We start from the raw sequence: 26,903 nt of genomic DNA, 5'->3' as shown, positions 1-26,903 counted from the left end.
ATTTCCCGGGACACCAGCGCCCCCCTTCTAACTCTGGGTCTTATTTTGGGTACTTATGAATTTCGGGTCTCTACAGCAGGTCAGTTTTCCCGGGTATCTGAAAAGGCTGGCTCGGCGAATTGCAACACATAAACTTCCCCTCAATTACGTCATTACGGTTCCCTTTGTGCTGCAAGTGGGAATCGTGGTGGGCTTGGTGGGATATTTGTCCTATCGCAGTGGCAGCGATGCTGTTGAATCTTTGGTCGATCGGCTGCTAGACAATAAAGCAAACCAAGTTCAGCAGGATTTAGATCATTACCTATCGATTCCTAAAATCACAACTCAGAACAATGCTTTTTTGATCCGCAAAGGTCACTTGAATAGCCTAGGCCTAGACGAGCTTGAGTCATTTTTTATTGAACAGCTTAAGCTATTTCCTAAACTGAGTACTTTGGCCCTGTCTAATGAAGCGGGCGATTTTCTAGCCGTTGAGCGTCCGGATCCAAATGCGCTGATTATTCGTCGGTTGCAAGCTGCCTCACCCGATCGATCGCTCCTCCGCTATTGGGCAAATCGTCAGGGTCAGCAGCGCGTTTTGCTCGAAGTTCGCCGTGATTATTATCCCCATCGCGATCCACCCCACGATCCTTGGTACTTGAAAGCTCAGCGCAACCCTGCTGGTCTTTGGACGATGGGAATTAGTCTATCTAAGGGCAAGCAAAATCCCATCTTGCACTTGATTCGGACTGTGCCTTTTTATGACCAGTCGGGTCGGTTTCAAGGAGTTTTAGGAGCGAGTTTTTACTTACAGCAATTTGGAGACTTCCTCCAGTCCATTAACACCAATGGTCAGGGGCAAATTTTTGTAATGGAACCCAACGGGCTGTTGGTGGCCAGCTCTGCCAATGAATTGCCCTTTGATGCCAGTCCTCGAAAAATATTAGCCCAAAATACTCAACACCATAATCGGCGATTGGATGCCACTCAAAGCAAGGATAGTTTAATTTCAAAAACGGCACAAATTATTAGAAACAACAAAATTAATCTAGAACAAATTCAAACAAAGCTTAAGCTAACAATTCAAATTCAAGAGCAAAACTATTTTGTACAAATTATTCCTATCCGAGGCGAGCTGAACTGGTTCACGGTGATTGTGCTGCCCCAGTCGGCATTTATGGATCAAATCCATAGCAATATTTACCGCACAATCTTGCTTTGCCTGTTGGCTTTGTTGGGAGCAGTAGCCACAGGAATTTGGACTGGCTATCGAATTAGTCGATCGCTCCAATGGTTGCGAGTGGCGACCAAGGCTCTCAACCATGATCACCACACCCAAGAATTACAGCCAATTGAAAATGTCCAGATTTTGGAATTTGATCTGCTCAATCTTTCCATTCAAAAAGTTCTGAAAGCACTGAAAAAATCTCGACAAGCCCAGGCAGATTATGAAAAAACCCTGCAATTAAAGGTTGAAGAAAAAACCGCCGCCTTACAAAAAAGCCAAGCCCGTCTTTTAGAAGCCCAAAGAATTGCCCATGTGGGCCATTGGGAGCTGAATGTGGCCCAGCGGGCGATCGTTTGGTCACCAGAAATTTATCGAATTTGTGAACTTGACAAACCCACCAAGGGTTTAAAAGCTCAGCAACTAATCAACCTCATCCATCCGGCCTATCGAGAACGATTTCAGCAAGATGTCATTGATTCAATGATTGCTCATCGGGCTTTTGATGCTGATTTACGAATCATCACGGCTAAGGGCAATTCCCGTTACATTCAAATTAAAGGCAAGCCGATTCTGAATGCACAGCAAGAAATTATTCAAGTTACCGGAATCATTGCAGATATTACAGAGCGCAAGCAGCTAGAGTGGGCCCTCAAAACATCGGAGGCCCAAGCAAAGGACATTTTAAACAGCGCGATCGCGGGAATCGTGAGTCTGCGGTTTTTTAAGAATCACACCTGGAAAATTGATCGTGTTTCTGCCGGTTGTGAAACCTTATTTGGCTATACCTGCGAAGAGCTATTAGCCAATCAAAATCTTTGGATGCAAGATATTGAGCCGGAAGATTTGCAAAACATTCAAGATCAAATTATTGAAGATATTTTTCATGAAAGAACGGGAACTTATGAATATCGGATTCATGATCACCAAAGGAAGATTCGGTGGATTTCCCAAACGAATAATGCCGTTTGGGATTTGTTAGGAGATTGTTGGCACGTGACAATTACCGCCATTGATGTCACTGATCGCAAGCTAACAGAAGTTGCCCTGAAGCAAAGTGAATCAAGATTTCTCGATATTTCCGATTCTTCACCGGCTAATATCTATATTTTGGTGCGTCGCCTGGATGGTTCCTTTTATTTTGAGCACATCAGTCGGGCGGCTGAAACCATTCATGAAATTCCCGTAGCGACGATTCTTCAGGATGCCAATATTCTGCTCGATCGCATCCACCCCGATGACCAAGCAGCTTATAACCAAGCCGTTGAACGCAGCCTTGAAAACTTACGACCCTTTGAGCATGAATGGCGCGTCATTAATCCATCGGGGAAGGTGAAATGGTTGCAGGGAAGTGCTAGCCCAAAGCGGCGAGAAAATGGCGAAATTGCTTGGTATGGCGTTGCAATTGATATTACCGATCGCAAGATTGCTCAAGATGCCTTGAATGAAAGTGAAAGTCGGCTAGTACGGCTTTCTAGTGTGTCTCCTGTGGTGATCTATTCCGTGGTGGAAGAACCGGGGAAACCGGTGGAGTATGAATATCTTAGCGCTGCTTTTGAGGAAATTCATGAAGTTCCTCTCAGTGCAGCGATCCAAAATCCCATGATTACTTTTAATCAAATTCACCCGGATGATCAAGAAAACTATATCCAGGCTGTGGAATGGTCCAGCCGAAATTTACAGAACTTCCGTCATGAATGGCGAATTATTACACCTTCTGGCAAGGTGAAGTGGTTGCAAGCCAATTCACGCCCAGAGCTTCGTGGAAACCAAGAAATCGTTTGGCATGGGGTTGTTCAAGATATTACAGATCAAAAGGCGATCGCCAACGCCTTGGCTAAAACAACGGAAGAACTCGATCAATTCTTTTCGGTGGCACTGGATTTACTATGTATTGCGGATATTAGCGGGCGCTTCCAACGCTTGAATTTACAGTGGTCTAAAATTCTGGGCTATCCCTTAGAAGAATTGGAGGGATCGCGGTTTATGGACTATGTTCATCCAGACGATGTTGAAGAAACTATGCTGGCTTTGAATGAACTGGTTAATCAAAAGGAGCTTCATGGATTTGTGAACCGCTATCGTTGCCAAGACGGTTCCTATCGTTGGATTGAATGGCGCTCCGTGCCGGTTAACTCGGTGATTTATGCGGCAGCTCGCGACATTACCGATCGCAAGCTGGCCGAACTGCAACTTCAGGAAGCGAAGGATAAGGCTGAGGCGGCTAATCGGGCAAAAAGTCTATTTCTAGCAAATATGAGCCATGAACTCAGAACACCTTTAAATATTATCTTGGGATTTTCGCAACTCATCAACCGCGATATTCATTTATCAGAAAGCCATCGCGAATATATGAATTTAATTCAGAATAGTGGTACTCATTTATTAATGCTCATTAATGATATTCTGGATCTTTCTAAAATTGAAGCGGGTCAATTTACCCTTGACGAAGAAGAGGTAGATCTTTATGAAATTCTCTATTCCTTGCAAATTGCCTTTCAACAACAGGCTCTTAAGCGAGAAAATCAACTCATTTTGGAAATTGGCGATAGAGTTCCTCGATATATTATTTTAGATTCTAAAAAACTGAAGCAAATCCTGTTTAACTTGGTTGGTAATGCGATAAAGTTCACCACCCAAGGATCGATCGCGATTCGAGTTGATTTAATTTCAACCCTAATTGTTAATACGTTTCAAGTCTATCCCTATCCATCTTTGGCAGAGGGGCGATCGCCGGCTGATTCCGGTGCTTGCGACCCAGCATTAACCGAGAATTCAGATTTCAAGGCTGCAACGTTTCAGTCATGCCAGAACGAGTCCTATAAAGGGCAGTTTTGTAATCATGACTATCTTCAGTTTCAGGTGATTGATACGGGCGTAGGGATTGAATCTGAGGATTTAAAAGCGATTTTTGATGCTTTTTCCCAATCGGCAGCCGGCAAAAAAAGCTCGGAAGGCACTGGTTTAGGCCTAACAATTAGCCAACAGTTGGTGCAGTTAATGGGTGGAGTGTTGACGGTAGAAAGTGCCGTTGGTTTGGGGAGCACGTTCATGTTTACCTTGCCGCTGCGTACCGGCCGATCGCCTGGGAAAAAATCTGAACATCAGCCTTGGGGGCCACCTCAAAATCAAACGACGATCGTTGAATCAGCTCGATCGCCCGCGTCCTTCTGGGGCGATCGCCTGGGTTCTAGAATGTTGTCTCCGTCAAGGCTGAATCACCGGGAATCGGGAACTGTGGCTGACTCTCTGGCGAACGATCACCCAACAGAATTACCAACGATCGGTTTGGCAGCCATTCGATCGCGCTATCGCATTTTGGTTGTGGACGATCGCCCAGATAATCGCCTGTTGTTAGTGCAATTGTTGAGTCAATTGGGGTTTGTGGTGCAGGAAGCCATGGACGGGGCTGATGCGGTGCAGCGGTGGCAGGATTGGCATCCGCATTTAATTTTGATGGATTTAAGAATGCCCGGTTGCGATGGTTATCAGGCAACTCAACAAATTCGGGCGTTGGAGTCTTCGCGATCAACGGTAATTTTAGCCATCACGGCCCAGGCGTTGGTGGAAGATCGAGATCAGGCGATCGCGGTCGGCTGTGATGACTATTTAAGCAAGCCGATTTCCGATCAAATCCTGATCCAAAAACTGGACTATTACTGTCAGCAAGCCGATCGCTCCTCGGATCCGCTGCATCAGGTCTCTAGGGATCAATCTGATTTTTCATTGACAAAACCGGCTCATTCCCCGGAATTGGTTGCGCCCTTCAATGGTGCTTTGGATAGTCGAGAACCTCCAGATTCATTAGATCCACCAGATCCATTAGATCCATTGAATCAACTGCTAAATCAGCGGCCGGATCCCTTTTCCGACCATTTCATGGATTCCTTTCCCGATCAATTGGGCGATCGCGCTGACGCACTCTCAGGCCTTCGGCATCACCAGCGGGGCCAAGAATTGTTGGCCAAAATGCCCCGCGATTGGCTCATGCAGTTACAACATGCCGCAGCCCTTTGCGCTGAAGATTCCATGCGCGAATTACTCCAGACCATTCCCGAAGAGCAGGCCCCGTTGTCTGATTATTTGGGCCAACTAATTTACGATTTTGCCTTTGACAAAATCCATCAACTGGTTAGCCGCTGCCTGAATGCGCCTTTTGAGTAATGTTGAATAATGCGCCTTTTGAATGGCCAGAATTCAGGATAGCAAGCGGGCAGCGGAGCAAAAGAGCCGCAGCATAACTCCTTAAACCTGGCTAAATTCCGCCTTACTGCGTAAATCTTGCAAAATTCCGTACATTTCCGCCGCAAAGCCCTTGGGGTTCCAAAGCGGGGCGGGATTGGCCGGATTTTTAGCCTGTTGCAACTTGTGGCGCACCGCATTGCACAACTCCCGATCGCGCCCTAAGCGCACCCCCCACTCAATATATTCATCCCAAGTCCAGGCCATGCCCTCCTGGTCGAGGCCCGCCGCCCGCATCAGGGAATAGCCCAAGCGAGAGAAGGACTGCTCGCCCACCCTGGTCACGATCGGTTGGTTGAAGTAAAGGGCTTCCAGGTTGTGGGTTGCGCCGCTGTAGGGATAGGAATCCAGCAACACATCGGTGATTTGATACACAGCCCGGTGCTCTTCCTCGCTGGCGGTGCGGGGCAACATCCGCACCCGATTGGGGTTCACGCCTTGGCGACGGCATTCCTCGTGATAGAGACTCAGCATCAGTTCCAAATCCCCAATCCGCGATTTGAAGAACAGAATGCTATCGGGCACATAGCGCAGCACATGGACTTGGGCTTGCAGCATTTCCATGCTGACCTTTTGTCCCGTGGGCACGCTGAGGAAAATGGTTTGGTTGGGATCAATCCGGAACGCTTGGCGCTGTTTGGCCCGATCGGTTGGCACGCTCGGCAGATAGGACAGGGCCGCAAAGGAACCCGACATCCGCACTAGCTTTTCGATGTAATAGTGCTCAACGCCGGCCGGGTGGGTGTTCCAGTCCACCAGGTTGTAGTTATCGGGGCAAATGTGGGGCGCGTCGTAGCCCAACCAGGTGAGACAAACGGGCGCAGGCCGGTGGTAGAGCACTTCCGCGTGGGGCAGGATCGTGATCGAATCGAGGTCAAATAGAATATCGAGGTTGTCTTCCCGGGCCCGGCGAATGATGGTGGGGGAGTTGGCATCGGGGAATCCTTCTTCACCGGGCATGTAGAACTTTTCGGCCAAGCCTTCAAACACCTTGGTTCGATCGTCCTTGGGCATGTCGCCGGTAACGTAGAGGAACAGGTGCGGCGTATGTTCCTTGAGGGCGGTGAGGATTTCGCCGCTGCACCACCCCACGGAATGGCGGCGATAGTGGCGAGACATGAACCCAATTCGCAGCCGATCGGACGTGCGGGGCGATCGGTTCGTGGGCATGGCATACAGGGGGCTATTGGCGGCTTGGTGGTCTTTAAAGGCATTTTCCACCAGCTTGCGATAGGCTTCCGCCAGGGCGTTGGCCACCCTGGTGTTGGCCGCCACATCGTCCCGCAGGTGCGGCATATCAAACAGCACGTTCCCGTAAAGCTTCGTGATGTCAAAGGGAGAAAGCTGGTCAATGACCTGAACAAACTCACTTTCAATTTCCAGGAACCGCTGACGGGCCACATGGCCCAAGCCAATGAAACAAAAGGCTTTGGTCGAGATGATGCCCGCGAGAACGCGCTCCCGGGGGCTGCTGCCCGGTTCGTTGAAGGTGCGCCAACAGCGATCGGCCACTTGGCGGGCTTGGGGCAAATATCCCCAGAACAGCAAATGTTCCATCAAGTCCCAATGGGCATCCAAGTGCTTGCGATCGAAGTGAATCGCCCGCTCATACCATTCAAACCCTTCCGGGCGCTTGCCCATGCCGACCAGGGTTTGGGCAATTCGGATGTAGCCCTGAATCCCTTGCACTTTTGGATCCACCGCCAGGGCCCGCTGCCAGCACTGGATAGCCTCTTCCTTTTTGTCGGCCACTTCAAAGGCGCAACCCATGCTCCAGTAGGCTTGGGCCATTTGCGGATTGGCCTGAATAGCCCGCTGAAAACATTGGATCGCCTCGTCCGTTTGCCGCTTGCCAAGCAGAATGCTGCCCAAGTTTGACCAAGCTTCCGCGTAGTTGGGGTTCAACTGCACAGCGGTTTGGTAAGCATTGGCAGCTTCTTGATAGTTGCCGCGGCCGAGCATGATGTTGCCCAGCAGCTTGTGGGCTTCCGGGAAGGCATTTTGGATTGCGAGGGCTTCGGTCACCAGCTCATGGGCCGCGTCCAATTCGCCCCGATCGAACAGCAATGCCCCCAGCCGCTCCAACAACTGGGCAAAGGGAACCGCACTCGCCATGGTGCGCAGGTCGGCTTCGCGTCCCAAATCACAGGTGGTTTGGCTGGCTTTGGGGGGAACGGGCTGGCCAGCGCGATCGGCCTGAATCACGGCGGCGGGAGCTTCAATGCCCCAGAGGGTTGGGCGCACGGCCAAACCCCGACGATAGTGTTGTTCAGCGCCAGCCAGGTCACCAATTTCCAGCAGCAGGTTGCCCGAGACCAGCTCAATTTCGGCCACGCGATCGAAACTACCCGCCAAGTAATGCCACTGGGCATATTGGCTGTAGGCCGGCAACAGATCCGCCACCAAGGCCCGCAGGTTATCCAACACCTCCGGACTGTCGGGCTTGATCTTTTGGGCCTTGGTGTAATACTGAAGCGCCTGATCCCAACTGCCGATCGCGTGGCAAATTAGCCCCGAGGTGTTCAACACCGCCGGATCATTAGGGGTGAGGGTGAGGGCTTTTTCCACATATTCCACCGCAATCGCCATTTCGCCCATCTGATAGGCGATCGCCCCGAACCAGTGCAGCGCCTCTGGGTGGTTGGGATGGTGCTCCAGGATTTTTTTGTAAATCAGGCCCGATTGTTCGAGCTGACCCGATCGCAGCAGTTGGATCGCCCGTGTGAGGGCCTGAGAAACAGCAGCATCATCCATGACAAAATCCAGGGCAGAGGGAGGCGAAGTTGGCAAAACGCGCAAGTTGGAGGGAAACAATTGGCCAGAATCACGACCGTTGATTAACCCCCGCCCGCTTGGGCCCTCCAGTGCTCAGCCCGGCTGACAGGGGTTGAAGATCCCTAGACCACCGTGGCCGGCTCGCGACTGGGTTCGTTGTAGTAATCCACCAGAGTACTGGCGGGAGGATATTGAATCGGCGGCAGGCGATCGGCCGCAAAATCCTTCAGGAACTGCACATGTCGCCAAAGGAGCGCTTGGTGTGAATAACGCTCCAGAACGGTGTTGCGGGCCGCTTGGCGAATGTGGGCCATTTGAGTCGGGTGCTCCAGCACTTCCGACACCCGATCGGCAATTTGCTTGGGCGAGAAGAAATCGGCTAACAGGCCGTTTTCCCCGTCGCGAATCACTTCCTGCACGGGCGCAGTGGCCGAACCCACCACCAAGCAACCGGCCGACATGGATTCAATCATCGACCAGGAGAGCACAAAGGGCCGCGTGAGGTAAATGTGAGCCTTCGAGGCTTGCAGTACCTTCAGGTACAGGCCATAGGGCAAGGAGCCAACGAAGTGGATCCGCGACAGATCCAGAGGCAACCGTTCCAACATCAGTTGCTTATAGGTTTTGCCATCGGGCAGGGCGCGGCCATAGCAAACCCGATCGCTCCCCACAATCACCACATGGCAGTTGGGGCGCTTCTCTTGCAGATAAACCAACGATTCCATGAACTCGGGGAAACCGCGATAGGGTTCCATGCCCCGACCCACGTAGGTAACGATTTCATCCACATGGGACAAGTCGAGATTCGGCAGCACGAGCTTGGCGTTCGGCTCGGGCACAAAGAAATCGGTGTCTACACCATCGTGCAGCACATGCAGTTTGGATTGGTATTCAGCGGGAAATTGCGATCGCTGCCAGGCCGTGGGGCAAATTCCCCGATCGCAGGTGTAGAGATCCTGCAAAATTGACGCATTTTTAATCCGAATTCGGGCCTGATCGTCCACGGACAAGGGTTCCGCTGGATCAAAATCCGCATCGGCTCCCTTGGATTTATAAAACCACTCGAAATAGCCCAAGAACTTGGTGTCCGGGAAGGCATCCTTCATGAACAGGGTGGATCCCCAACCGGAGTGGCCATAGACCACATCGGGCACAAATCCATTGGACTTCAGCGCGTCGGCCACCCGGAACATGGATTGACCCTGAAGCACGGCGGCCTCGAAGGGGCGGATGTAGTGATGGGTTCCAGGGGCGGGGTCGCGGCTGGGCTTGAACAATACTTTTTGAACGCCGGCAATTTGCCACTCGGGGTTTTCGTTTTTCGTGCCAAAAACCACTTGGTTTTCGGGATCGCGCCCGAGGGCCGCCGCGACGTGGCGAAACTGTGCGGGGAAGTTGGGATGCAAGAACAGAATTCGCATGATCGCCGTGGGTCGTCCTAAAAGTCGTCCTGAAATTCGATCGAGTCTCAGTGTCCCACCGAAGGGCCAAACGGGCAATGCAGATTTGCGCAAGTTTCCCCTTGACCTGGGGGCCAGCAGCCAGCGACTGGAACCCGCTGCCGGAATTGGGAGCACCGTTGGGAGCGCGGTTGGGATCGTTCGGTTGGGATCGCCTTAAGCAACCCAAACCAGTTCCCCTTGACGGGCTAACGATCGGGAAGCGGCCGCCAACAACCGCACCAGGGCCGTGCCGATGGAACCATCGGAGCGATCGAGCGGTGCGCCATCCAAAACGCCGGCCAGGAATTGATCGCAAACCTGCCCAAGGGGTTCACCGCTCGCCAACTCGATCGACTGCTCCGATTGGTTGCAAGGAAGCCATTGGCTGCCAGATTGTTCCAGGGATCCCGCCCACAGGGTCAGGGGCGATCGGGCGTTCATTTCATCAAAAACCAATGTGCCTCGGGTTCCGACCAGGGCCAAGCGCCGGGCCCGATCGGGATTGTGCCAAGCCAGATGGATCGTGGCGGTGAACTGCTCAGGGTAGTAAAGGGTAAGCCAAACCAAATCCGCCAAGCCCGCCGCAGGACTAGGGCGATCGGTCACCTCAAGCCCGGCTCCGCGCCCCCGTTGTAACCAGGTTTGCCCCTTGGCTTGCAGGGCGATCGGGGTTGACTGAAGCCAATGGTTAAAGATGGCAATGTCGTGAATGGCCAAGTCCCACAACACATCCACATCCTGGCGCACGGGGCCCAGGTGGGTGCGAGCCGCATAGCCATAGCGCCGATCGCCGATCGCGCCCGATTGCAGGGCTTTGGCCCCCGCTTCCACCGCCGGATGAAAAAGATAGGTATGGTCAACCATCAGCCGACGATCGACCCGTTGCGCCAAGGTACACAAATCCTCGCACTCAGCCACATCCAGGGTTAGGGGCTTTTCCACCAGCACATGCTTGCCCGCCAACAGCGCCGATCGCACCAGTTCAAAATGGCTGGCGGCCGGCGTGGCAATCACCACGGCCCCAATGTCCGGATTGCCCCAGATCGATCGGCGATCGCTGACCCGTTGCACCTCGGTCCAACCGGGATAGCTGGCAAATCGATCGCCCACGGCGGCTAGCAGGTCTGGATTGGTTTCCACCACGGCCTTCAGGTGCGATCGGGGATGCTCCAAAAAATTGCGAATGAGGTGTGTTCCCCACCGGCCCGCCCCAAATACCGCCAGTCCCAATCGATCGGTCATTGCCTTTAGCCCAAAAACGTCAACGAGGAATCTCAACCGAATCAGAGAATGTCTGAAAAGCCAAAATTGATACCCAGAACTGGCCCCAGCGATCAACGGAAACCAGAGGATCAAGCCCCTTGCTCCCACAACCATTGGAGCTGGGCAAGTGCTGATCAAGTCCTGAACGATACTTTTCCAGCAGCCTCTAATAATTCCGGTCTGGAAAATTTCCACCTGGAAAATCTCAGTCCGGAACTTCAGCAATGCACCTCAAAAAATCAGATCCGAAACCCAACCCCAAAGTACTGCCCCAGAAATCAAAAGGGCTGAAGAAGGGCTAAAGGGTCGATCGCTTGTCCAGCAGCCAATAGGTATTCATTTCACCACGACCTTTGATGTGAATTGAACCCCGTTCTTCAAAGTGATAGCGATCCTTCAGCCGTTCATAGGTGGAATCGGTGACTTGAATCGAACCAGGAACCCCATGGGACTCCATCCGCGAAGCAATATTAACCGCATCGCCCCATAGATCGTAGATGAACTTCTTCGTGCCAATCACACCGGCAATCACAGGGCCTGTGTTGATCCCAATCCGGATTTCCAACCGTTCACCCAAGGGCCCCAGTGCATGGGCCATGCTCGATCGCATTTCCAAGGCCATATCAGCCACGGATTCCGCATGGTTTGCCTGGGGAACCGGCACGCCCCCCACCACCATGTAAGCATCCCCAATTGTCTTAATTTTTTCGAGATGGTGCTTTTCCGCAAGCCGATCGAAGGTGGAAAAAACTTGATTTAAGCAATTAATTAATTCCAAAGGTTCCAGTTGCGCCGCCAAGGAAGTAAATCCCACAATGTCAGCGAAAAGAATCGTTGCTTCTTCAAATTGTTCCGCTGGTGATTCGTTGGAATCCTTGAGCTGGTCTGCCACCCGACTGGGCAAAATATTTAGCAATAATAATTCCGATCGCTCCTTCTCCTTGCGCAGTTCAGCGGTGCGCCGCTCCACCCGTTGCTCCAATTCTTCAAAGGACTGCTGAAGTTGGGCAGCCATGCTGTTGAAGGCATCTGCCAGGCGATCGACTTCAATGATTGGACTGCTGGCAACGGTTTGCTCTAAATTGCCCTTGGCCATTTCTCCCGAAGCTTGGGCAATTCGACAAATGGGTTGCGTAATCCAACGGGCCGTTAAAATTCCAATTGGAACCGAAACTAAAAGCGCCAGAAAGCAAAGGGCGATCGTGTTTCTGGTGTTTTCATTAATTTTGGCCATGAAATCCGATTCGGGAACCACCACCACAATTAGCCAATTCAAGCCATAGGCATCCTTGAAGGGCGAAATTTGCAGAAATTGGCGTTCATTGTTCAGCCAAAATTCAAACTGATGATCGCGCTGAATATTTGAGAGTTGATCAAATTGACCATATAAGAACTCAGCGCTCGATCGCAAAAGCTGATTGTTACTTTGGAGCGCATGAACTCGTTGTAGTTCTTTTTTGGCTTTTTGGGACTGCTCCACCCAAAGGGGCTGATCTTTCAAAGAAGTGGCCACCAGCTCGCCGCTGGGTTCGACAATAAAAACCTGACCCGTTTTCCCAATTTTCAAAGTCTGCAAAAAGCCGCGAATCTGATCCGTACCAAATTGGCTGGTTAAGATGCCCGCAGGTTGCCCGTTGCGATCGTAAATGGGCAAGCTGGCATTAATCTGCAACAGGGGATTGCCAAAGTTGAGATAAATTTTGCTCCAGGTGGGTTTTCCGGCCTTGAAAGCCACTTCGTAAAAGGGTCGTTTGCGCACATCATAATTAGGCACGCTTTTGGCTAACTTGGCCCGTTGCCCTTTTTCGTTAATTTCGTAATAGTTTAAGTTGCCGCCACCGGGAATGAGCTGTTCGGCAATTTGGGGCGTTTCGGTTGTGGAAAGGCGATTGATCCAACCCACCCGCAAATATTGTCCCTGTTGATTGGCAAACCCCACATAGCCAATGTTTTTGTAGGTGATCGTTTGTCGCCAAAAATAGGTGCGAGCTTCGGCAATTTTTTGTAAATCAATAATTCCCAGCTCGATCGCGTCGCGATTCACCTGATTCACCAACTGGGGAGTTTCCACATACGATCGCACCCGATCGCTCACCCTGGCTGTCACCTCATTGCGCAATTGGTTGGCCAAATCCCGCACTGCTTCCTGGCCGCTCTGAAACGACAGCCAACCCACCAACCCCACGGCGGTTACTAACTCGACTAAAAAGGGCAAAACTAGGGTGGTACGGAGACGAAACTTGCGGCGCACGGGTACAGGTAGGGACTGAGATGAAACTTGTGTCAGTGGAATTTCTGAGCTGACCATAGGAACTGATTCGCGATCGCCAGGATGGCTCGGGTGTTCAAAGCTCAAGGGTGAGGGATTCGGATCTGTGGCCCAGGACGGGAACGAAACTGCCACAGGAAAGATTGCATCTTCGCTTTACGGTAATCCAAGTTCCTGGAAATGGCGAAAGATTCCGTCTATCAAGGGGGGCGTGCTGAAGGAATCAATCCAGCGAATTCCTGTGGCCATCAGTTCAATTCGATTGTGTCAAGAAATATTAATACTAGGTACGTTTTGATACCTGGAAAAATTCTTGATTACTGAATTGCTGAACCATGATTGCAACCAACAAACCATCATTGAGTCATGATTGGTTGATTTCTTGGGCTATTTCTTTATCCAATTAGTAACTCAATTCAGTAGAATTAACTAACGGTAACTAAAATAAAAATAATTATTAAATCAATAGTTGAATTGGACAATAAAGGTACTCAATGAGAGTTATTCGACAAGCGCTCTTTGAGTCTTTAAAGATAGAATTCAACTGATCATGAACCGACAAGTGAATTAGATCGTTTCGCGAGAGACCGGCGCTGCTGATACACTAAAGCCTGGATTTTGCACAAAAATGTGAGGCGATCGGGAATCGATGTTAGCCCGAGTATGGAGTGCGGCCTTGGTGGGCATCGACCCGGTGAAGGTGGGGGTGGAGGTGGATGTCTCCAATGGGATGCCGGGAATTGCGATCGTGGGGCTACCGGATACGGCGGTGCAAGAATCTCGCGAACGGGTGAAAGCGGCCCTGAAAAATGCCGGATTTGCCTATCCCATGCGCAAAATCGTTGTGAATTTGGCTCCGGCCGATTTGCGGAAAGAGGGGCCGAGTTTTGACCTGGCGATCGGGGTGGGAATTTTGGCCGCCTCTGGACAAGTGAGCGCAGCCCTGTTGGGGGATCACTTGTTTGTGGGAGAAGTGGCGCTGGATGGAGCCTTGCGGCCGGTGACGGGTGTGTTGGCGATCGCGGCGGCAGCGGCTCAGTTGGGCATTGTGGGCTTGGTGTTACCGGCGGCCAATGCAGACGAAGCGGCGATCGTGCGGGAGCTAAAGGTTTATGGGTTTGAGCATTTGTCGGAGGTGGCGCGGTTTTTGAACCAACCGCAAACGATCGCGCCGCATCAACCGCCCCAGGAAGGGCGATCGCCCGATCCCTTGGCGTTGCTGGACTTGGCTGATGTGAAGGGACAAACCCAGGCCCGGCGCGCGTTGGAAATTGCCGCCGCTGGTGGCCATAACTTGATTTTTGTGGGGCCGCCGGGAAGTGGCAAAACCATGCTGGCTCAGCGGTTGCCGGGTATCTTGCCCCGGTTGACCTTTGCGGAGGCCCTGGAGGTGACGCGCATTCATTCGGTGGCTGGCTTGCTGAAGGAGCGGGGAACCTTGGTGCGCGATCGCCCCTTTCGCAGTCCGCACCATTCCGCCTCTGGCCCCTCGCTGGTGGGTGGTGGCAGCTTTCCGCGGCCGGGAGAAATTTCCCTGTCCCATCGAGGAGTGTTGTTTTTGGATGAGCTAACGGAATTTAAGCGGGACGTGCTGGAGTTTTTGCGCCAACCCCTCGAAGAAGGTTGCGTGACCATTTCCCGGGCCCGGCAAACGGTGCGATTTCCGGCGCGGTTTACCCTGGTGGCCAGCACCAACCCTTGTCCCTGTGGCTATTACGGCGATTCGGTGCAGGCCTGTACCTGCTCGCCCATGCAGCGCCAACGCTATTGGGCCAAGCTGTCGGGGCCGCTGATGGATCGGATTGATTTGCAGGTGGTGGTGAATCGGCTGCAACCGGAGGAGGTGACCCGATCGAGCGGTGGAGAACCCTCGGCGGCCGTGCGCGATCGGGTGTTGGCGGCGCGGCAGGTGGCCCAGTCTCGCTTTGCCCAAGAGGAATCGCAATCGCCCGTGCAGTGCAATGCGGAAATGCAAAGTCGCCAGATTCGCCGCTGGTGTGCCCTGACGGATCAAACTCGATCGCTATTGGAAAACGCAATTCGACGGTTAGGATTATCGGCAAGGGCGACCGATCGGATCCTGAAAGTGGCCCGAACGATCGCGGATTTAGAACAAAGCGAGACGATTGAACCGGGCCACGTGGCTGAAGCGGTGCAATATCGCATTGTCGATCGAATGCAATAGATAGGTCTCACAGGTCTAACAATGAAGCTTTTGGTTTTGGCTTCCCATCCGGTGCAATATCACGCTCCGGTATTTCGGTGCATGGCCCAAGAATTGGCCACCAGAGGTGATGAATTGTTGGTGGTTTATCTCTCGGATTTTTCAATTCAGGGCTACCGCGATCGGGAGTTTGGCCAAAGTATTGCTTGGGATGAACCCCTACTCAATGGCTATCGATCGGTCGTTTTGAATCCCAATCAAACAAAGCAACCCAAAGGTTTTTGGAGTTTGCGAGCCACTGGTTTTCCGGCCCTCTTGCGCCAAGAAAAACCCGATCGCCTGCTGATTCACAGCTTGATTTATAAGGGAGCGGTCACCGCTGCCATTTCCGCCAAATTTCGGAAAATTCCTTGCAGTTTGCGGGTGGAAACCAATGATCAGGCAGTGCCGCGCCAGGGTTGGAAAAGCCTCGTGCGATCGCTGGTTTATCGGTTGCTGTATGGGCTATTTGATTCGGCCGTGGCGATCGGCTCCCTGAACCGCGAGCACCTGATTTGTCACGGCATCCCCGCCAGCCGAATTGCCATGGCTTACTACTGCGTGCCCGATCGGTTTGCAGATTTATCTCCTGAAAAAAAACAAACGATTCGGGCCAAAACCCGCGCCGCCCTTTGGCTTAATCCAGAGCGAACCGTTTTGCTCTTTAGCGGTAAATTAATTCCCAAAAAAAATCCCGGTTTAATTCTTCAGGCGATCGCCCAATTACCCCCGGCATTACAAGCCCAATTAGCGGTTCTGTATTTGGGCGCTGGGGAATTGCAACCACAACTGGAAGCCCAGGCGGAAACTATGCCAGATTTGGCCGTCAAGTTTTTAGGTTTTCGGAATCAGCAGGAATTACCCCCCTTTTACCTAGCAGCAGATGTGCTGATTTTGCCCTCAAATCGGGCAGGAGAAACCTGGGGATTGGTGATTAACGAAGGTCTGCAAGCGGGCTTACCCTTCATTGCCACTGAAGCGGTGGGTTCCACAGTGGATTTTGGTGAATTACCCGCAGTGCAAACAATCCCGATCGGGGACGCGACGGCCCTGGCAACCGCGATTCAACAGGTGATGGGCATCGATCGACAGTTCGATCGATACGCCACCACCATGGAGCACTTTTCGACGGAAACCGTTGCTCGGGTCATTGTGGAATCTTTGGCAAATTTTCAAGCCAATTCCTGATCAAAGGCCAATGAATTCCCAATGAATTCCCCATTAAATCCCAATCAGTTCACCTGCTTTACCGACCGTCGTGAGTTGGTGGTGCTTTTGTTGCATAAACTGAATCATTTTTTGATCTTCGCCCTTGATGTGGTGGCGCAACCAATCGGCTAGGAAATTCATCAGATTCTGAATAGCGCTGGTTTCACCCGTTTGAAACTGTTGAATCAGTTTGGTCACTTTCTGAATTAGGCGATCGTGGCAATGTTTGTGGCGATCGAGTCCCGGGTAAGCATGATCCTGCATGAGTGATTCCTCATGCTGAAAATGGGCGATCGTGTGTTCAGCTAGTTTTTCCAACATCATCGCTAGCTGGTCCATCGATTCCTGACGATCGATAGCACTCTGCAACTCATTCACTAATTCAAAAATGTCTTGGTGCTCCTGATCCACTCGATCGTCACCAATACAGAACTGATCGCTCCACTCGACTTTGGCCATCGTAGTAATTATTCCAGGCAGCAAAACAGCAAAAATCACCCTTGCCCAACACAGATAGCCGCCATATCTCACAACAATTCAAAGATTGATCGAGAATCAATCATCAGCCCATGTCCACCAATCATCGCAATGGATAATCGCGAGTTTTCAGTTTTTCTAGTTCACAGCAGCCCAAGCGAGCCGGAAGTTAATTGCACTTCTGGCTCCCTCGAAAACTGGCTAGAGACTTTGCCCAGAAAAACAGAATGATTGGCGATCAGGTTCACAAACTTTGATCAATGACCCTCAGCTCATGAACAAGCATGGACGAATTGAATGAATTAATTCAACTGAATCCAAGGAATCTTAGATGAATTGTTGAGTCAGGTTAGATATTTAGGGGCACTGCGCAGGACTAATGAAGCTTGACTAGAATCTCTCAAAATTTTCCATCATCCAATTATTCAATCATTCGCTGTTGAAATATTGGGCAATTGAAGCCTTGAGAGATTGAAGGATTCGCTAGTGTTCGGGCATCTAGAAATGGTCGGTTTGAGTTTCGACCATCGGGCGATCGGGCCAGGGATGGGGTACGCGATGACCATGCAGAACAAAATCTTGGGCCAAGGCTCCCCGGGCGATCGGGAGTTGGCAGCAACCCAATCGTTTGAGTTCCCCCGCGAGTTCGATGAACCCAGCCGGTTTCGTCAACGTTGATGGGTGTCACTGCCCACGACAGTCACTAGTTTTAGCGGAATGCTGGCCCGATCGCAATCATTTTTGACTTTGATGTTGTTTTAAAACATTCCTTGAAAAAAAGGTGTTTAAATCATTTGAAATCACCGGATGATTCATCCTGAATCGGTGCGCACTGAACCCATGATTCATGGTTCAGTTGTTGGTCAGTCGTTTGTCAGTTGTTGGTCAGTTGGTTGATGGGTTCTTTAGCAACGTTTTTCGGGGTTAATCAGCCATTGGCGCGAGGGGCAGCCCATTTCTGATTGAAATTCCTGACTGAAATTTGTTTTTGGGCGATCGCCTAACTAGGATCTGGTGCAGGTGGTCGCATCGGCTGCTGGATCCAAGCCTGACCTCCCCGGCTGACCTCACCCACTGGTATCTGGCATGACAACATCTGGCATGAAAACCTGTCCCGTTTCCCCGGCTCCGGCGCGTACCGGTGCGAAGTCGATCGCAGAAATTGCCCCGGCTATTTTGCAGCAACTGAACCACGGAACGCTGGAGGCGGTGACCCTCACGGAAGTGCTGGCGATCGACCATGGGCAACTGCTCCGGGCGATCGCCCCCGACGTAGGAGCGCCGATTTTGGAACAGGTGACCGCCCATGACCACTTGAAAATCAAGGCTCGGATGCAAATCGTCGGGCAACTGCTGCTCGATCGGTATGGTTTGGCCGGTTCGGAGCGATTTGCCACCCACCGCAGTGACACGGCCCGCAGTTGGGCTGCAATGATGGTGGGCTTGGCTCCGGGGCTGTCGTTGCCCGATCGCCTGGCCCAAATCGCCAACTTAGCGGACGATCCCAACGCCAATGTGCGGGAGTGGGCTTGGATGGCGTTGCGGCCCCATGCGGCCCATCAATTGGAACTGGCGATCGCCCAGTTAATTCCCTGGACGCTTCACCCATCGGCGAATCTGCGTCGGTTCGCTACGGAGTTAACCCGGCCGCGGGGCGTGTGGTGTGCGCACATCCAAGCCCTGAAGCGCGAGCCATCCTTAGGGTTGCCGCTGCTGGAACCCCTGCGGGCGGATCCTGCGCGGTATGTGCAAAACAGCGTCGCCAATTGGCTCAATGACGCGGCCAAATCGCAGCCGCAGTTTGTTTGGGACTGTTGCCAGCGTTGGCAGCGGGAGTCTGCCACCCGAGCCACGGCTTATATTTGTCGGCGGGCCCTGCGTGGTTTGCTCGATCGCGGTTGGCAGGACGATCGAACATTTGCCGATCGCGCCAGTTAGCCATCCAGTGGACGAGCGGTGAGGAACAGGATCGACAGTCAAAATCCAGCGCTACGATACAAGGCAGATCCACTCGCAAACTTCCCGATCGCACCCATGCACCTCACTTGGTTTGATAGCAATAGCTGGTTAATTGAACTGGCGGGCAAGCGCATTTTGCTTGATCCCTGGTTTGTGGGGCCGCTGATGTTTGGGAATGCCGCTTGGTTTTTTAAGGCCACCCATCCCAACCCTCGTCCAATTCCCGCCAATTTGGACTTGGTTCTGCTGTCCCAAGGGCTGGAGGATCACGCCCATCGTCCCACCTTGGAACAGATCGATCGCACCGTGCCAGTGTTGGGATCGCCCAGCGCGGCCAAGGTCGCCGAACAGTTGGGGTTCCAAACGGCGATCGCCCTTGATCACGGTCAAACTTGGACGCTGGATCAACAGGTGGCCATCCGCGCCACCACCGGCTCCCCCACGGGGCCCAAAACCCTAGAAAACGGCTACATTCTGCGGGCGATCGCGGGGCCCGAAACCGGCGAAAGTCTTTACTATGAACCCCACGGCTATCACCCGGCGGAGTTGAGCGAGTTGGGGCCAGTGGATGTGACCCTTTGCCCGCTGATGGATCTATCGATCGGGGGATTCCTGCCGATTATTCAGGGAACCAACAGCGCCTTGAAGCTGGCAACCATGCTGCGGCCCCAAGTGATGTTACCGACGGCGGCGGCGGGCGATGTGCAATACGAAGGATTGCTGGTGTCCCTGTTGCGGGCGAAGGGCAATGCCGCAGAACTTCAGACCCAATTGCAGGGAGCAGGGTTGGCAGCCCAAATCCTGGAACCCAAACCGGGCGATCGCCTAGCCATGCCCCTTAAGAAGACCTCAGCAATCGCCTAGGGAGTCGCTGCACCAGGCCAAGCCATCGGGAGAACTGGGAACGGCCCTTTCTCCCGGGAACTGGCAACAACACCAAGCCCATGGCCACCATGGGCGACACCACCGGTAACCACCAGCCCACCCAAAAAAAACTGATCATCCCGATCGCCCCCACCGTCAGCGAGCCGATCGCCCCGATCCAAAGTCGATCACACCAACGAGGCTGCGGGTTCCTTGCCTGCCCAACCGCCAACAGCCCTGCCCCAAGACCCGCCCAAAGCAAAATCCACCCCAACTTGTGCGGCCAAGCGATCGCCTGAAGCAAGGGGCGATTGTCCAGCACCGCGCTTATCAGTTGGCTGATGCCGTGAGCCTGAATCTCCAAGCCCGGAATCTCCTGCCCACCCGGTAGTTTCCATCGATCCTCAGAGCTGGCTTGGATATTGCCAATTAATACGATCGGATTGGGTTGACCAGTCCAAGGAATTCGATCGGTACTTTGCAACACCTCTCGCAGGGGCAAACGCACCCAATCCGCCCGCCGAGGAGCCAACAGCAGTTGATTGCCTTGGTCATCAAACCACCCATACCCCCCCGCTCCGGCGGTAATTTGGGGAATCGTAACGGAACCATACCGCCATCGATCGCCCACGGATTGAAACGCCACCCTCTGTTGCTTCAGGTAATCATCCACCAACAGAGCACTCAGTCCATAGGTGGCGTGACAAGCTTGGCTGGACTGGGGAGCCGCCATGGCCAAGAGTTGCCGTCGCACCACCCTTTTTGAATCACTGGCTTGGTCAGAAAAAGCCACCCGATCGCGCATCAAGCCCACTGGGGCCGGAATTTCCGAAGTATCTTCCGTTGGGTCAGCTAATTTGCACAGACCCACCACCCGAGGATTTGACCAGAGGCGCTGTTGCCAAGCGGAGGTCAGCGGCCAGGGGTAATAAATATCCACTCCAATGACGCTGGGTTTCAGGGTGGCCAGTCGCTCCTGAAGCTTGGCCAAGGCCTCCGGAGCCAAGGAATTTAACCCGCCATCTGCCGTTGGAATCCGTCGCCAACCTTGACGATCTTGATAAGCCACGTCATTTTCATCAATCGTGACCAACAAAATGCGTTGATCTTGTAATTCCAACGGCCACTGCTGCAACATTGCGTCATAAACCCAAAATTCCGGGGTCTGGATGATGCCGCCTAAGCCAATGGTGATCCCCGTGGCTAAAAGGGACTGCCCGACTAGTTGCCACGGTTTCGGACTAATTTTGGGGCTAACTTTCGGGCTAATTTGCTGATTGTTTTCTGGACGCTGATTGTTTTCTGGACTCAGTGCCTGATTTAGTTTTTGATTTAATTTCTGATTTGATTCTTGACTAGATTTCTGACTGATTTCCTGATCTAATTCCTGGCTTGATTTCTGATTGATTTCCTGACTGATTTCTTGACCGGGTTCCTGGCTGAATTTCTGGATTGGATCCTGCCTCAGTGGCCGATCGCTGCTGGGCCGAGTTGCACTGGGGCCAACGGGTTCGCTCCAGCTTTGGAAATCAGCTTCCGAGTGGGAGCGATCGGGCCAAGTGGGCAAATCTAACAGGGGATGGTGAAAGACCAGCGGCAACCAATCGGCCCTTGGATATTGGGCGCTGGAGCGTTGGAGCGATCGACGGGCTTCGTACAGAGATAGGGGCAGCGATCGCGATTGGGCGTAGTGAGTCAGAAAGTCCTTGAGGAAATGTTGAGCGACTAGATCGGGAACCGAAGCCCGCATCACAATGGCGGCCGGTAGGTGCGATCGATGCAGTGCTTCCGCCAAGTCCACGCTGTGGCAACAGTTAAAAATCGCCAGTTGCAAACCCTGCTGAACTGCGCCTTCCAGGGCATGGCTGAAGTTTTCTACGGAAATGTTGTTCCGCAGGTTAAGGCCAATCTGACCCGATCGGCCGTTGGTTCCGGGATAGCCGTGGCCCGCAAAGACCAGCACTTGCGGTTGGTTATCGCGCAGGGCATCAAAAAACTGCTCAGGAGTCGGAGCATCCAGCAACTGCACATCCGCCAGCCCTGCTTGGCTCAGTTGTTGAAGGGCCTGATGATCGGGATCCAGGTCTAAATCCTCCCGATCGCCCAAAACCGCCAAAATCCGAACCAAGCCCCTAGGGGCCGATCGCGCCTGAATGGGTGGTGTTTTGCCACTGGTTGGACAACAGCCCCAGGCAAGCCGGTGACTTTTCAGGGGTTTCCATTCGTCCCAAGGCAGCCTTGGCACATGGCGATCATCCGTGGCGATCGACAGCCACAGATCATCATCGGGATTGCTAAATCGCAGAATTTCATGGGTAATTTCCCGAAAGCTTTCCCCCTCCAACCAGTTGTTAAACAGAGTTTGCAGGCGATCGGCCGCGAGTTGGCACTGTTGACGATGCAAAGAAAGGGGCAACTGTCGCTGAACGCTCTTCACCTTAATTCGCAGGTTGGGATAACTCGCCCACAAGTCCCAAAATTCCGTGGCCACTTGAACCAATTCCGGTGCGGGCGGCAGGCGAGTATCGCAAGTTTGTTGGTGATGGGGGCTGCGCCACAAGTCCAAGCGGGCCAACAGTCCCTCCGTTGCCAGGCGACCATGAAGCGAGAGTTTTACCCGAAAGGTCATTGGGCGGGATGGGGCGCAAGGTTAAGCAGGATTTCTTTAGTATCTGCGAAAGCTTCTCCAAAATCCCGCAATTGCCGCCATCAGCTCATTTCAGCTCCCTATTAATCTTTCAACCTCCTATTAATCATTAACCGTAATTCTGGGTAGGCGATGCTTAAAGCCGCAAAGGATTTCCCAAGAGATGGTTCCCAGGCGGTCGGCCCAATCTTCTGCCCGAATTTGCTGGCCGGCATCCTCTCCCAACAGGGTGACCACTTCACCCGGCATCAGATCGCCGGGAAAGTCCGTCACATCCAACATCAACTGATCCATGGTGATTGACCCAATCTGCGGAACCGATCGCCCGCGAATCAAAACCTGCATTTGGTTAGACAAGTTGCGCGGCACTCCATCGGCATAACCAATTCCGACCACAGCCACCCGGGTGGGCCGCTGGGCCACGTAACGATGGCCATAGCTCACCCCCTCGCCGGGTTCGATCGTCTTCAGTTGGGTGATGCGGGCCCGGATGCTCATCACCGGCCGCAGGGGCAAAATACCGGCCAGGTGTGGTGCGGGGGCCAAGCCATAAAGCGCCAGGCCAGCCCGCACCCGATCGAAGTGGTAAGCCTGATCGGCCAGTAGGGCGGCGGAATTGGCCATGTGAATTTTGGGCAGGGTCAGGCCGCTCGATCGGGCCCGTTCGGAAAAATCCTGCAAAAATCCCTGAAATCGCTGATATTGCAGCCGCATCACCGTGGGATCCGGTTCATCGGCCGTGGCGAAGTGGGAATACAAACTGGCCAGGCGCAGGGGCGGCGCTTGGGCAACCCATTGGGCCCAATCAGCGGCTTCCGTCCAGCGGGTTCCCAGCCGGGCCATGCCTGTGTCGATGTTGAGGTGTACCGGCAGCGATCGCCCTAAGGATTTCAGCACCTCCGCAAAGGTGAAACTCTGTTGCAAGGTGCAAAGGGTGGGTTGCAGTTTCCAATGCAGCAGCGCCTTGATCTGATCAGCGGTGTGAGCTGCGCCTAACACCAAAATGGGTGCATCAATGTTGGCTTCTCGGAGTTGGCCGCCTTCCTCGATCGTGGCCACGGCCAGCCATTGGGCCCCCGCCGCTAGGGCCGATCGGGCAATGGTCGCCGCCCCGTGGCCATAGGCATCGGCCTTAACCACCGCCAACAATTCCACCCGATCGCCCACCCAGGTTTTCAGGTGGCGCACATTGTGGCGCAGGGCCGCCAGGTCAATTTCCACCCAGGCCCGCTCGCGCTGCAACCAAGTCAGGGACGGCTGTTGCTGCACTAACATGTTCGGTTTTCTCCTTCACACCACTGTTGGGCCGTTGGCCTGTTGGATCGATCGCCGCCGTCCGGTTTCGGTAATTCCGGCAACGCTCGATCGCCCCAACCATAGCGCACCCATTCCATAAACTCACCAAACTCACCGCTGTGGCGGAACTGGTCAAATCAATTGCCTCTGAAGGGCCGGTTGGCCATGGCCCGGCTGCCATTGATCCAGTTCTCAGCCCGCTGGAATTCCTGAACCGCAATTCCCCAAACCATCTGCTACATCAGCGATAGAATAGGGTCATCAAAAATGAAAGCACTGTGAAAATCAGCGTTAATTCCTGCTGATTTCTGCTGATCTCATTTGTTTTCGCCTTGTTTTCGCCGTTTCCCGCCGCCGTTACGAGATCCCGTGAACTTGTCTGATCCTTCTGCCCTCACCCCGGCCCAGTCCGAGGCGCAACCTGATCGCCCATCAGCGGCCCAATCGCCCGCCACCAGCGCCCGCAGCAATTTCCTCAGCGCCTTTGCCTCCACCTTCATCGCCATCTTTTTGGCGGAATTTGGGGACAAAACGCAAGTGGCTGTTCTGCTGATGGCTGCCGAGTCCCATCAACCTTGGGTGGTGTTTTTGGGGGCCACGATCGCCCTCATTTCCACCAGTTTGGTTGGTGTGCTGTTGGGTCAGCTCCTGGCTCGTTGGGTGTCGATCAAAACCTTGGAAACCATCGTGGGCGCAATTCTGTTGATGGTATCCGTCTCCCTGTTGTGGGAAGCCATGATTGGAGGGTAGGGTGATGAACTGGCAATTACTGGGACTGAGTTTTATCACCGTGTTTTTGGCGGAGTTGGGCGACAAGAGCCAACTGGCCGCGATCGCCCTCAGTGGTGGTTCCCGATCGCCCCGAGCCGTGTTTGCGGGCACGGCGGCCGCCCTGGTGTTCGCCAGCCTGATTGGGGTTGTGATTGGCGAGGGCACGGCCCAACTTTTGCCCACCCGCTTGGTGAAGGCCGCCGCCGCGATCGGGTTTGCGATTATGGGTCTGCGATTGTTGTGGCCCGCAGCGGATTTTCCCCCGGACTACGAGGCTCCCGAAGCAGATTAAGCGGCCGATCGGCTTTCTTCACGAATACTCGCCCAAATCCCTAACACTCAAGCCACTAACGCTCAAACCGCACATCCACATCTGGTTCACTCTCGAATCGGTTAGCGGGCCGGTTGGTGGATCGATTGGCGGGCGGGGTTGCCCGTTCCGGCCCCGGGGCCGGAGCTTGCACCTGTTCCTCAAGCTGTTGCGTAGTGGCCAGAAATTGCCCCAGCGCCGTAATAATCACCCGCAAGCTACTGCGAAATTGTGGATCGCCCGTCAGCTCATCCAAATCACTGGTGATTTTTTCAAGATTTTGGAGGGTCGATCGCGCGGAATTCACCGTTTGTTGCAACATGAACAGACTTTGGGGACTCTTAATCGCCCCCGTGATGTCCCGCAAATTGGCCGCCGTTTGGGCCGCATTTTCCGTCAGCGCATCCAAATTTTGCAGCAGGTTGCTACCGCGTAACTGACGCATGGCGGGCGCAACCTCTCCCAACGCATTGCGCAGGCTCGCACTGGTTTCCGCCAAGCTGGTCAGCGTTCGGCTCAAATTTCCTCGATTACTGACAATCAGCCCATTAACGCTCGTACTGGTCTGCTCCAGGGAATTGGCGGTGCGGACAATGGCCGTGGTGGTGCTGCCCGTGGCGCGGTTAATGGTGTCTGAGGTGCGGGCGATCGAACGGGCGGTGTTGCCAAAGGTGCGCACCTCCTGCTGCAAAGACCGCGCCAAACTGGCCGCATCTCGACTGAGCTGGCGAATTTCGGCCGTGGTGGCGTTGAGGTTACCCATGGCTCGATCGACCTTGCCTTGAAACGTCGGATCCGTAATCAAATCCGCAATTTTGACGATCGCCCGAATCAGCGATCCATAGTTAATGGGCGGGCTGCCCACCAAGCGATCGCCCCCACAAAGCAGCAACTGGGAATCACAATCCCCTTGGGCTGGACCCGGCCCTACCGTGGGCACTGGCCGACTGTCGTTGAGGGGGCGAATGGCCAACGATGCTTCGCCAATCAACCCGGTGCGATCGACTTCCGCCGAGGATTGGCGAGGCATCCGTAACTCCGGATTTTCCACCTCAATCACCACATCAACCGAATTGGAAGCCGCCCGAATATCCGTCACCTTGCCAACCGGTACGCCACGGAACAAAACCGGCGAGCCAACCTTCAGCCCATCGGCATTGGCAAACTCAACAATTAAACGATAGGGACGACGACCCAAATAGGTTTCACTGAGCCACAAACTCAGCACCGCAACCAGCCCCAGTCCCAATAGCACCAGCAGACCAACGGCCCCCTCTCGGACAGTGCGCGATCGCATGGTAAATGGTCTCCTAATGGCACTGGTTAGAGCAATTCAATAGACTAAGTAGCAGTTGGATCACGATCAGCCACACCCGCAGTCAACAGCGCAGGGATCAGAAATGGAGATCTCCAGGAAAGCTTAAACAGAGGCACAGCCCAGGCAGACTCACGCCCCAGCAGTTCTCCCCAAGTTCATCGCTCCCCAGTCATCGCTCTCAGGCAATGACTCCAGGATGACCCCCGATCGGTGAACTCAGCCCAAGCCAATGGTAGGGGCTAGCCTCCGCTTGTCCTCAAATCCAATCAAGCCCGGTCAGATCAGACCCAGAATGAACCAAAGACGGCTCCGATGTCTAGCGGCAGATCTTGACCACAGGGATCCTAGCCAAGTCTGGGCCATGAGGTTTGGCGATGGCGCTTGGCCCAAATCATCTGGGTCGGAATTGCGCTGGAAGCCTTAAGGATTCCGGACGCTGTTCCCCAATCTGCGAAACGAGGGATAACCTACCCTAAATCCTTGCGGAAATTGCCCCGATCGCCTGTGTTCTCCCTCACAGGCCGGCGGAGAATGTCAGCTAAGATGCTGGGAGGTTCAACAGGTTCAGGTTCGATCGCTTCCTTGGGCCACCCCCACCCGCCATCGGTTCCGATTCGTCAAAACGGTTAGTGCCCAATTGAGTCAGATTAGGTC

At 53.4% G+C, this 26,903-nt stretch carries 17 protein-coding genes; 8 read left to right on the top strand and 9 right to left on the bottom strand.

The features are described 5' to 3' along the window. Nucleotides 1-55 precede the first annotated feature (55 nt). Nucleotides 56-5,368 carry a PAS domain-containing protein gene (locus tag H6F46_RS12785; RefSeq protein ID WP_190355082.1) on the top strand — a complete coding sequence of 1,771 codons (5,313 nt, stop codon included), beginning with the start codon at nucleotides 56-58 and terminating at the stop codon, nucleotides 5,366-5,368. An 81-nt stretch (nucleotides 5,369-5,449) separates the two neighbouring features. On the opposite strand, the gene H6F46_RS12780 is transcribed toward H6F46_RS12785, so the two are convergent. After that, nucleotides 5,450-8,200, bottom strand: coding sequence for a tetratricopeptide repeat protein (locus tag H6F46_RS12780; RefSeq protein ID WP_190355081.1), 2,751 nt, complete (start codon nucleotides 8,198-8,200; stop codon nucleotides 5,450-5,452). A gap of 143 nt (nucleotides 8,201-8,343) precedes the next feature. Then, nucleotides 8,344-9,642 (bottom strand): glycosyltransferase family 4 protein, encoded by a 1,299-nt coding sequence (locus tag H6F46_RS12775; RefSeq protein ID WP_099533202.1) that lies wholly within the window; start codon nucleotides 9,640-9,642, stop codon nucleotides 8,344-8,346. A 7-nt stretch (nucleotides 9,643-9,649) separates the two neighbouring features. Here H6F46_RS12775 and H6F46_RS12770 point away from each other — a divergent pair, with 7 nt between their 5' ends. After that, nucleotides 9,650-9,841, top strand: a complete 192-nt coding sequence (locus tag H6F46_RS12770; protein ID WP_190355080.1) for a hypothetical protein — start codon at nucleotides 9,650-9,652, stop codon at nucleotides 9,839-9,841. On the opposite strand, the gene H6F46_RS12765 is transcribed toward H6F46_RS12770, so the two are convergent. Beyond that, the gene (locus tag H6F46_RS12765; protein ID WP_190355079.1) at nucleotides 9,838-10,905 is read right to left on the bottom strand and encodes a Gfo/Idh/MocA family protein; all 1,068 of its coding nucleotides are present in this window, start codon (nucleotides 10,903-10,905) and stop codon (nucleotides 9,838-9,840) included. The two genes, H6F46_RS12770 and H6F46_RS12765, sit on opposite strands and share 4 nt — an antisense overlap. 319 nt (nucleotides 10,906-11,224) lie before the next feature. Then, nucleotides 11,225-13,177 carry an adenylate/guanylate cyclase domain-containing protein gene (locus H6F46_RS12760; protein WP_199291545.1) on the bottom strand — a complete coding sequence of 651 codons (1,953 nt, stop codon included), beginning with the start codon at nucleotides 13,175-13,177 and terminating at the stop codon, nucleotides 11,225-11,227. A 667-nt stretch (nucleotides 13,178-13,844) separates the two neighbouring features. Here H6F46_RS12760 and H6F46_RS12755 point away from each other — a divergent pair. Together H6F46_RS12755 and H6F46_RS12750 are read left to right on the top strand one after the other, a co-directional pair. Then, nucleotides 13,845-15,380, top strand: coding sequence for a YifB family Mg chelatase-like AAA ATPase (locus H6F46_RS12755; protein WP_190355078.1), 1,536 nt, complete (start codon nucleotides 13,845-13,847; stop codon nucleotides 15,378-15,380). Nucleotides 15,381-15,401: 21 nt separating this feature from the next. Beyond that, nucleotides 15,402-16,586 carry a glycosyltransferase family 4 protein gene (locus H6F46_RS12750; protein WP_190355077.1) on the top strand — a complete coding sequence of 395 codons (1,185 nt, stop codon included), beginning with the start codon at nucleotides 15,402-15,404 and terminating at the stop codon, nucleotides 16,584-16,586. A gap of 33 nt (nucleotides 16,587-16,619) precedes the next feature. Here H6F46_RS12750 and H6F46_RS12745 read toward each other — a convergent pair whose 3' ends face one another. Beyond that, entirely contained in the window at nucleotides 16,620-17,066 is a 447-nt protein-coding gene (locus H6F46_RS12745; protein WP_190355076.1) for a bacteriohemerythrin, read from the bottom strand. A 516-nt stretch (nucleotides 17,067-17,582) separates the two neighbouring features. Next, entirely contained in the window at nucleotides 17,583-17,756 is a 174-nt protein-coding gene (locus H6F46_RS12740) for a hypothetical protein (RefSeq protein WP_190355075.1), read from the bottom strand. A 414-nt stretch (nucleotides 17,757-18,170) separates the two neighbouring features. Here H6F46_RS12740 and H6F46_RS12735 point away from each other — a divergent pair, with 414 nt between their 5' ends. Continuing rightward, nucleotides 18,171-19,022, top strand: a complete 852-nt coding sequence (locus tag H6F46_RS12735) for a hypothetical protein (RefSeq protein ID WP_199291544.1) — start codon at nucleotides 18,171-18,173, stop codon at nucleotides 19,020-19,022. A gap of 96 nt (nucleotides 19,023-19,118) precedes the next feature. Then, nucleotides 19,119-19,907: an MBL fold metallo-hydrolase gene (locus H6F46_RS12730; RefSeq protein ID WP_099531925.1), complete on the top strand. Its 789-nt coding sequence runs from the start codon at nucleotides 19,119-19,121 to the stop codon at nucleotides 19,905-19,907. On the opposite strand, the gene H6F46_RS12725 is transcribed toward H6F46_RS12730, so the two are convergent. Beyond that, nucleotides 19,882-22,536, bottom strand: a complete 2,655-nt coding sequence (locus H6F46_RS12725) for a CHASE2 domain-containing protein (RefSeq protein WP_190355074.1) — start codon at nucleotides 22,534-22,536, stop codon at nucleotides 19,882-19,884. The two genes, H6F46_RS12730 and H6F46_RS12725, sit on opposite strands and share 26 nt — an antisense overlap. 120 nt (nucleotides 22,537-22,656) lie before the next feature. Further along, nucleotides 22,657-23,829 carry an alanine racemase gene (gene alr / locus H6F46_RS12720; RefSeq protein ID WP_190355073.1) on the bottom strand — a complete coding sequence of 391 codons (1,173 nt, stop codon included), beginning with the start codon at nucleotides 23,827-23,829 and terminating at the stop codon, nucleotides 22,657-22,659. A gap of 390 nt (nucleotides 23,830-24,219) precedes the next feature. Between alr and H6F46_RS12715 the strand changes: the two genes are divergently transcribed. Next, nucleotides 24,220-24,600 carry a TMEM165/GDT1 family protein gene (locus H6F46_RS12715; protein ID WP_190355072.1) on the top strand — a complete coding sequence of 127 codons (381 nt, stop codon included), beginning with the start codon at nucleotides 24,220-24,222 and terminating at the stop codon, nucleotides 24,598-24,600. 4 nt (nucleotides 24,601-24,604) lie between these two features. Next, a complete protein-coding gene (locus tag H6F46_RS12710; protein ID WP_099531929.1) occupies nucleotides 24,605-24,913 on the top strand; it encodes a TMEM165/GDT1 family protein in 309 nt (102 codons plus the stop codon). Nucleotides 24,914-24,968: 55 nt separating this feature from the next. Here the strand turns inward: H6F46_RS12710 and H6F46_RS12705 are convergent, their stop codons facing one another. Continuing rightward, nucleotides 24,969-26,228, bottom strand: a complete 1,260-nt coding sequence (locus tag H6F46_RS12705; protein WP_190355071.1) for an MlaD family protein — start codon at nucleotides 26,226-26,228, stop codon at nucleotides 24,969-24,971. Nucleotides 26,229-26,903 lie beyond the last annotated feature (675 nt).

The organism is Limnothrix sp. FACHB-1083 (assembly GCF_014696485.1).
Taxonomy (GTDB): Bacteria; Cyanobacteriota; Cyanobacteriia; order CACIAM-69d; family CACIAM-69d; genus CACIAM-69d.
Note: the sequence above shows the minus strand (reverse complement) of the source record. Positions and strands in the feature narration are given on the sequence as shown.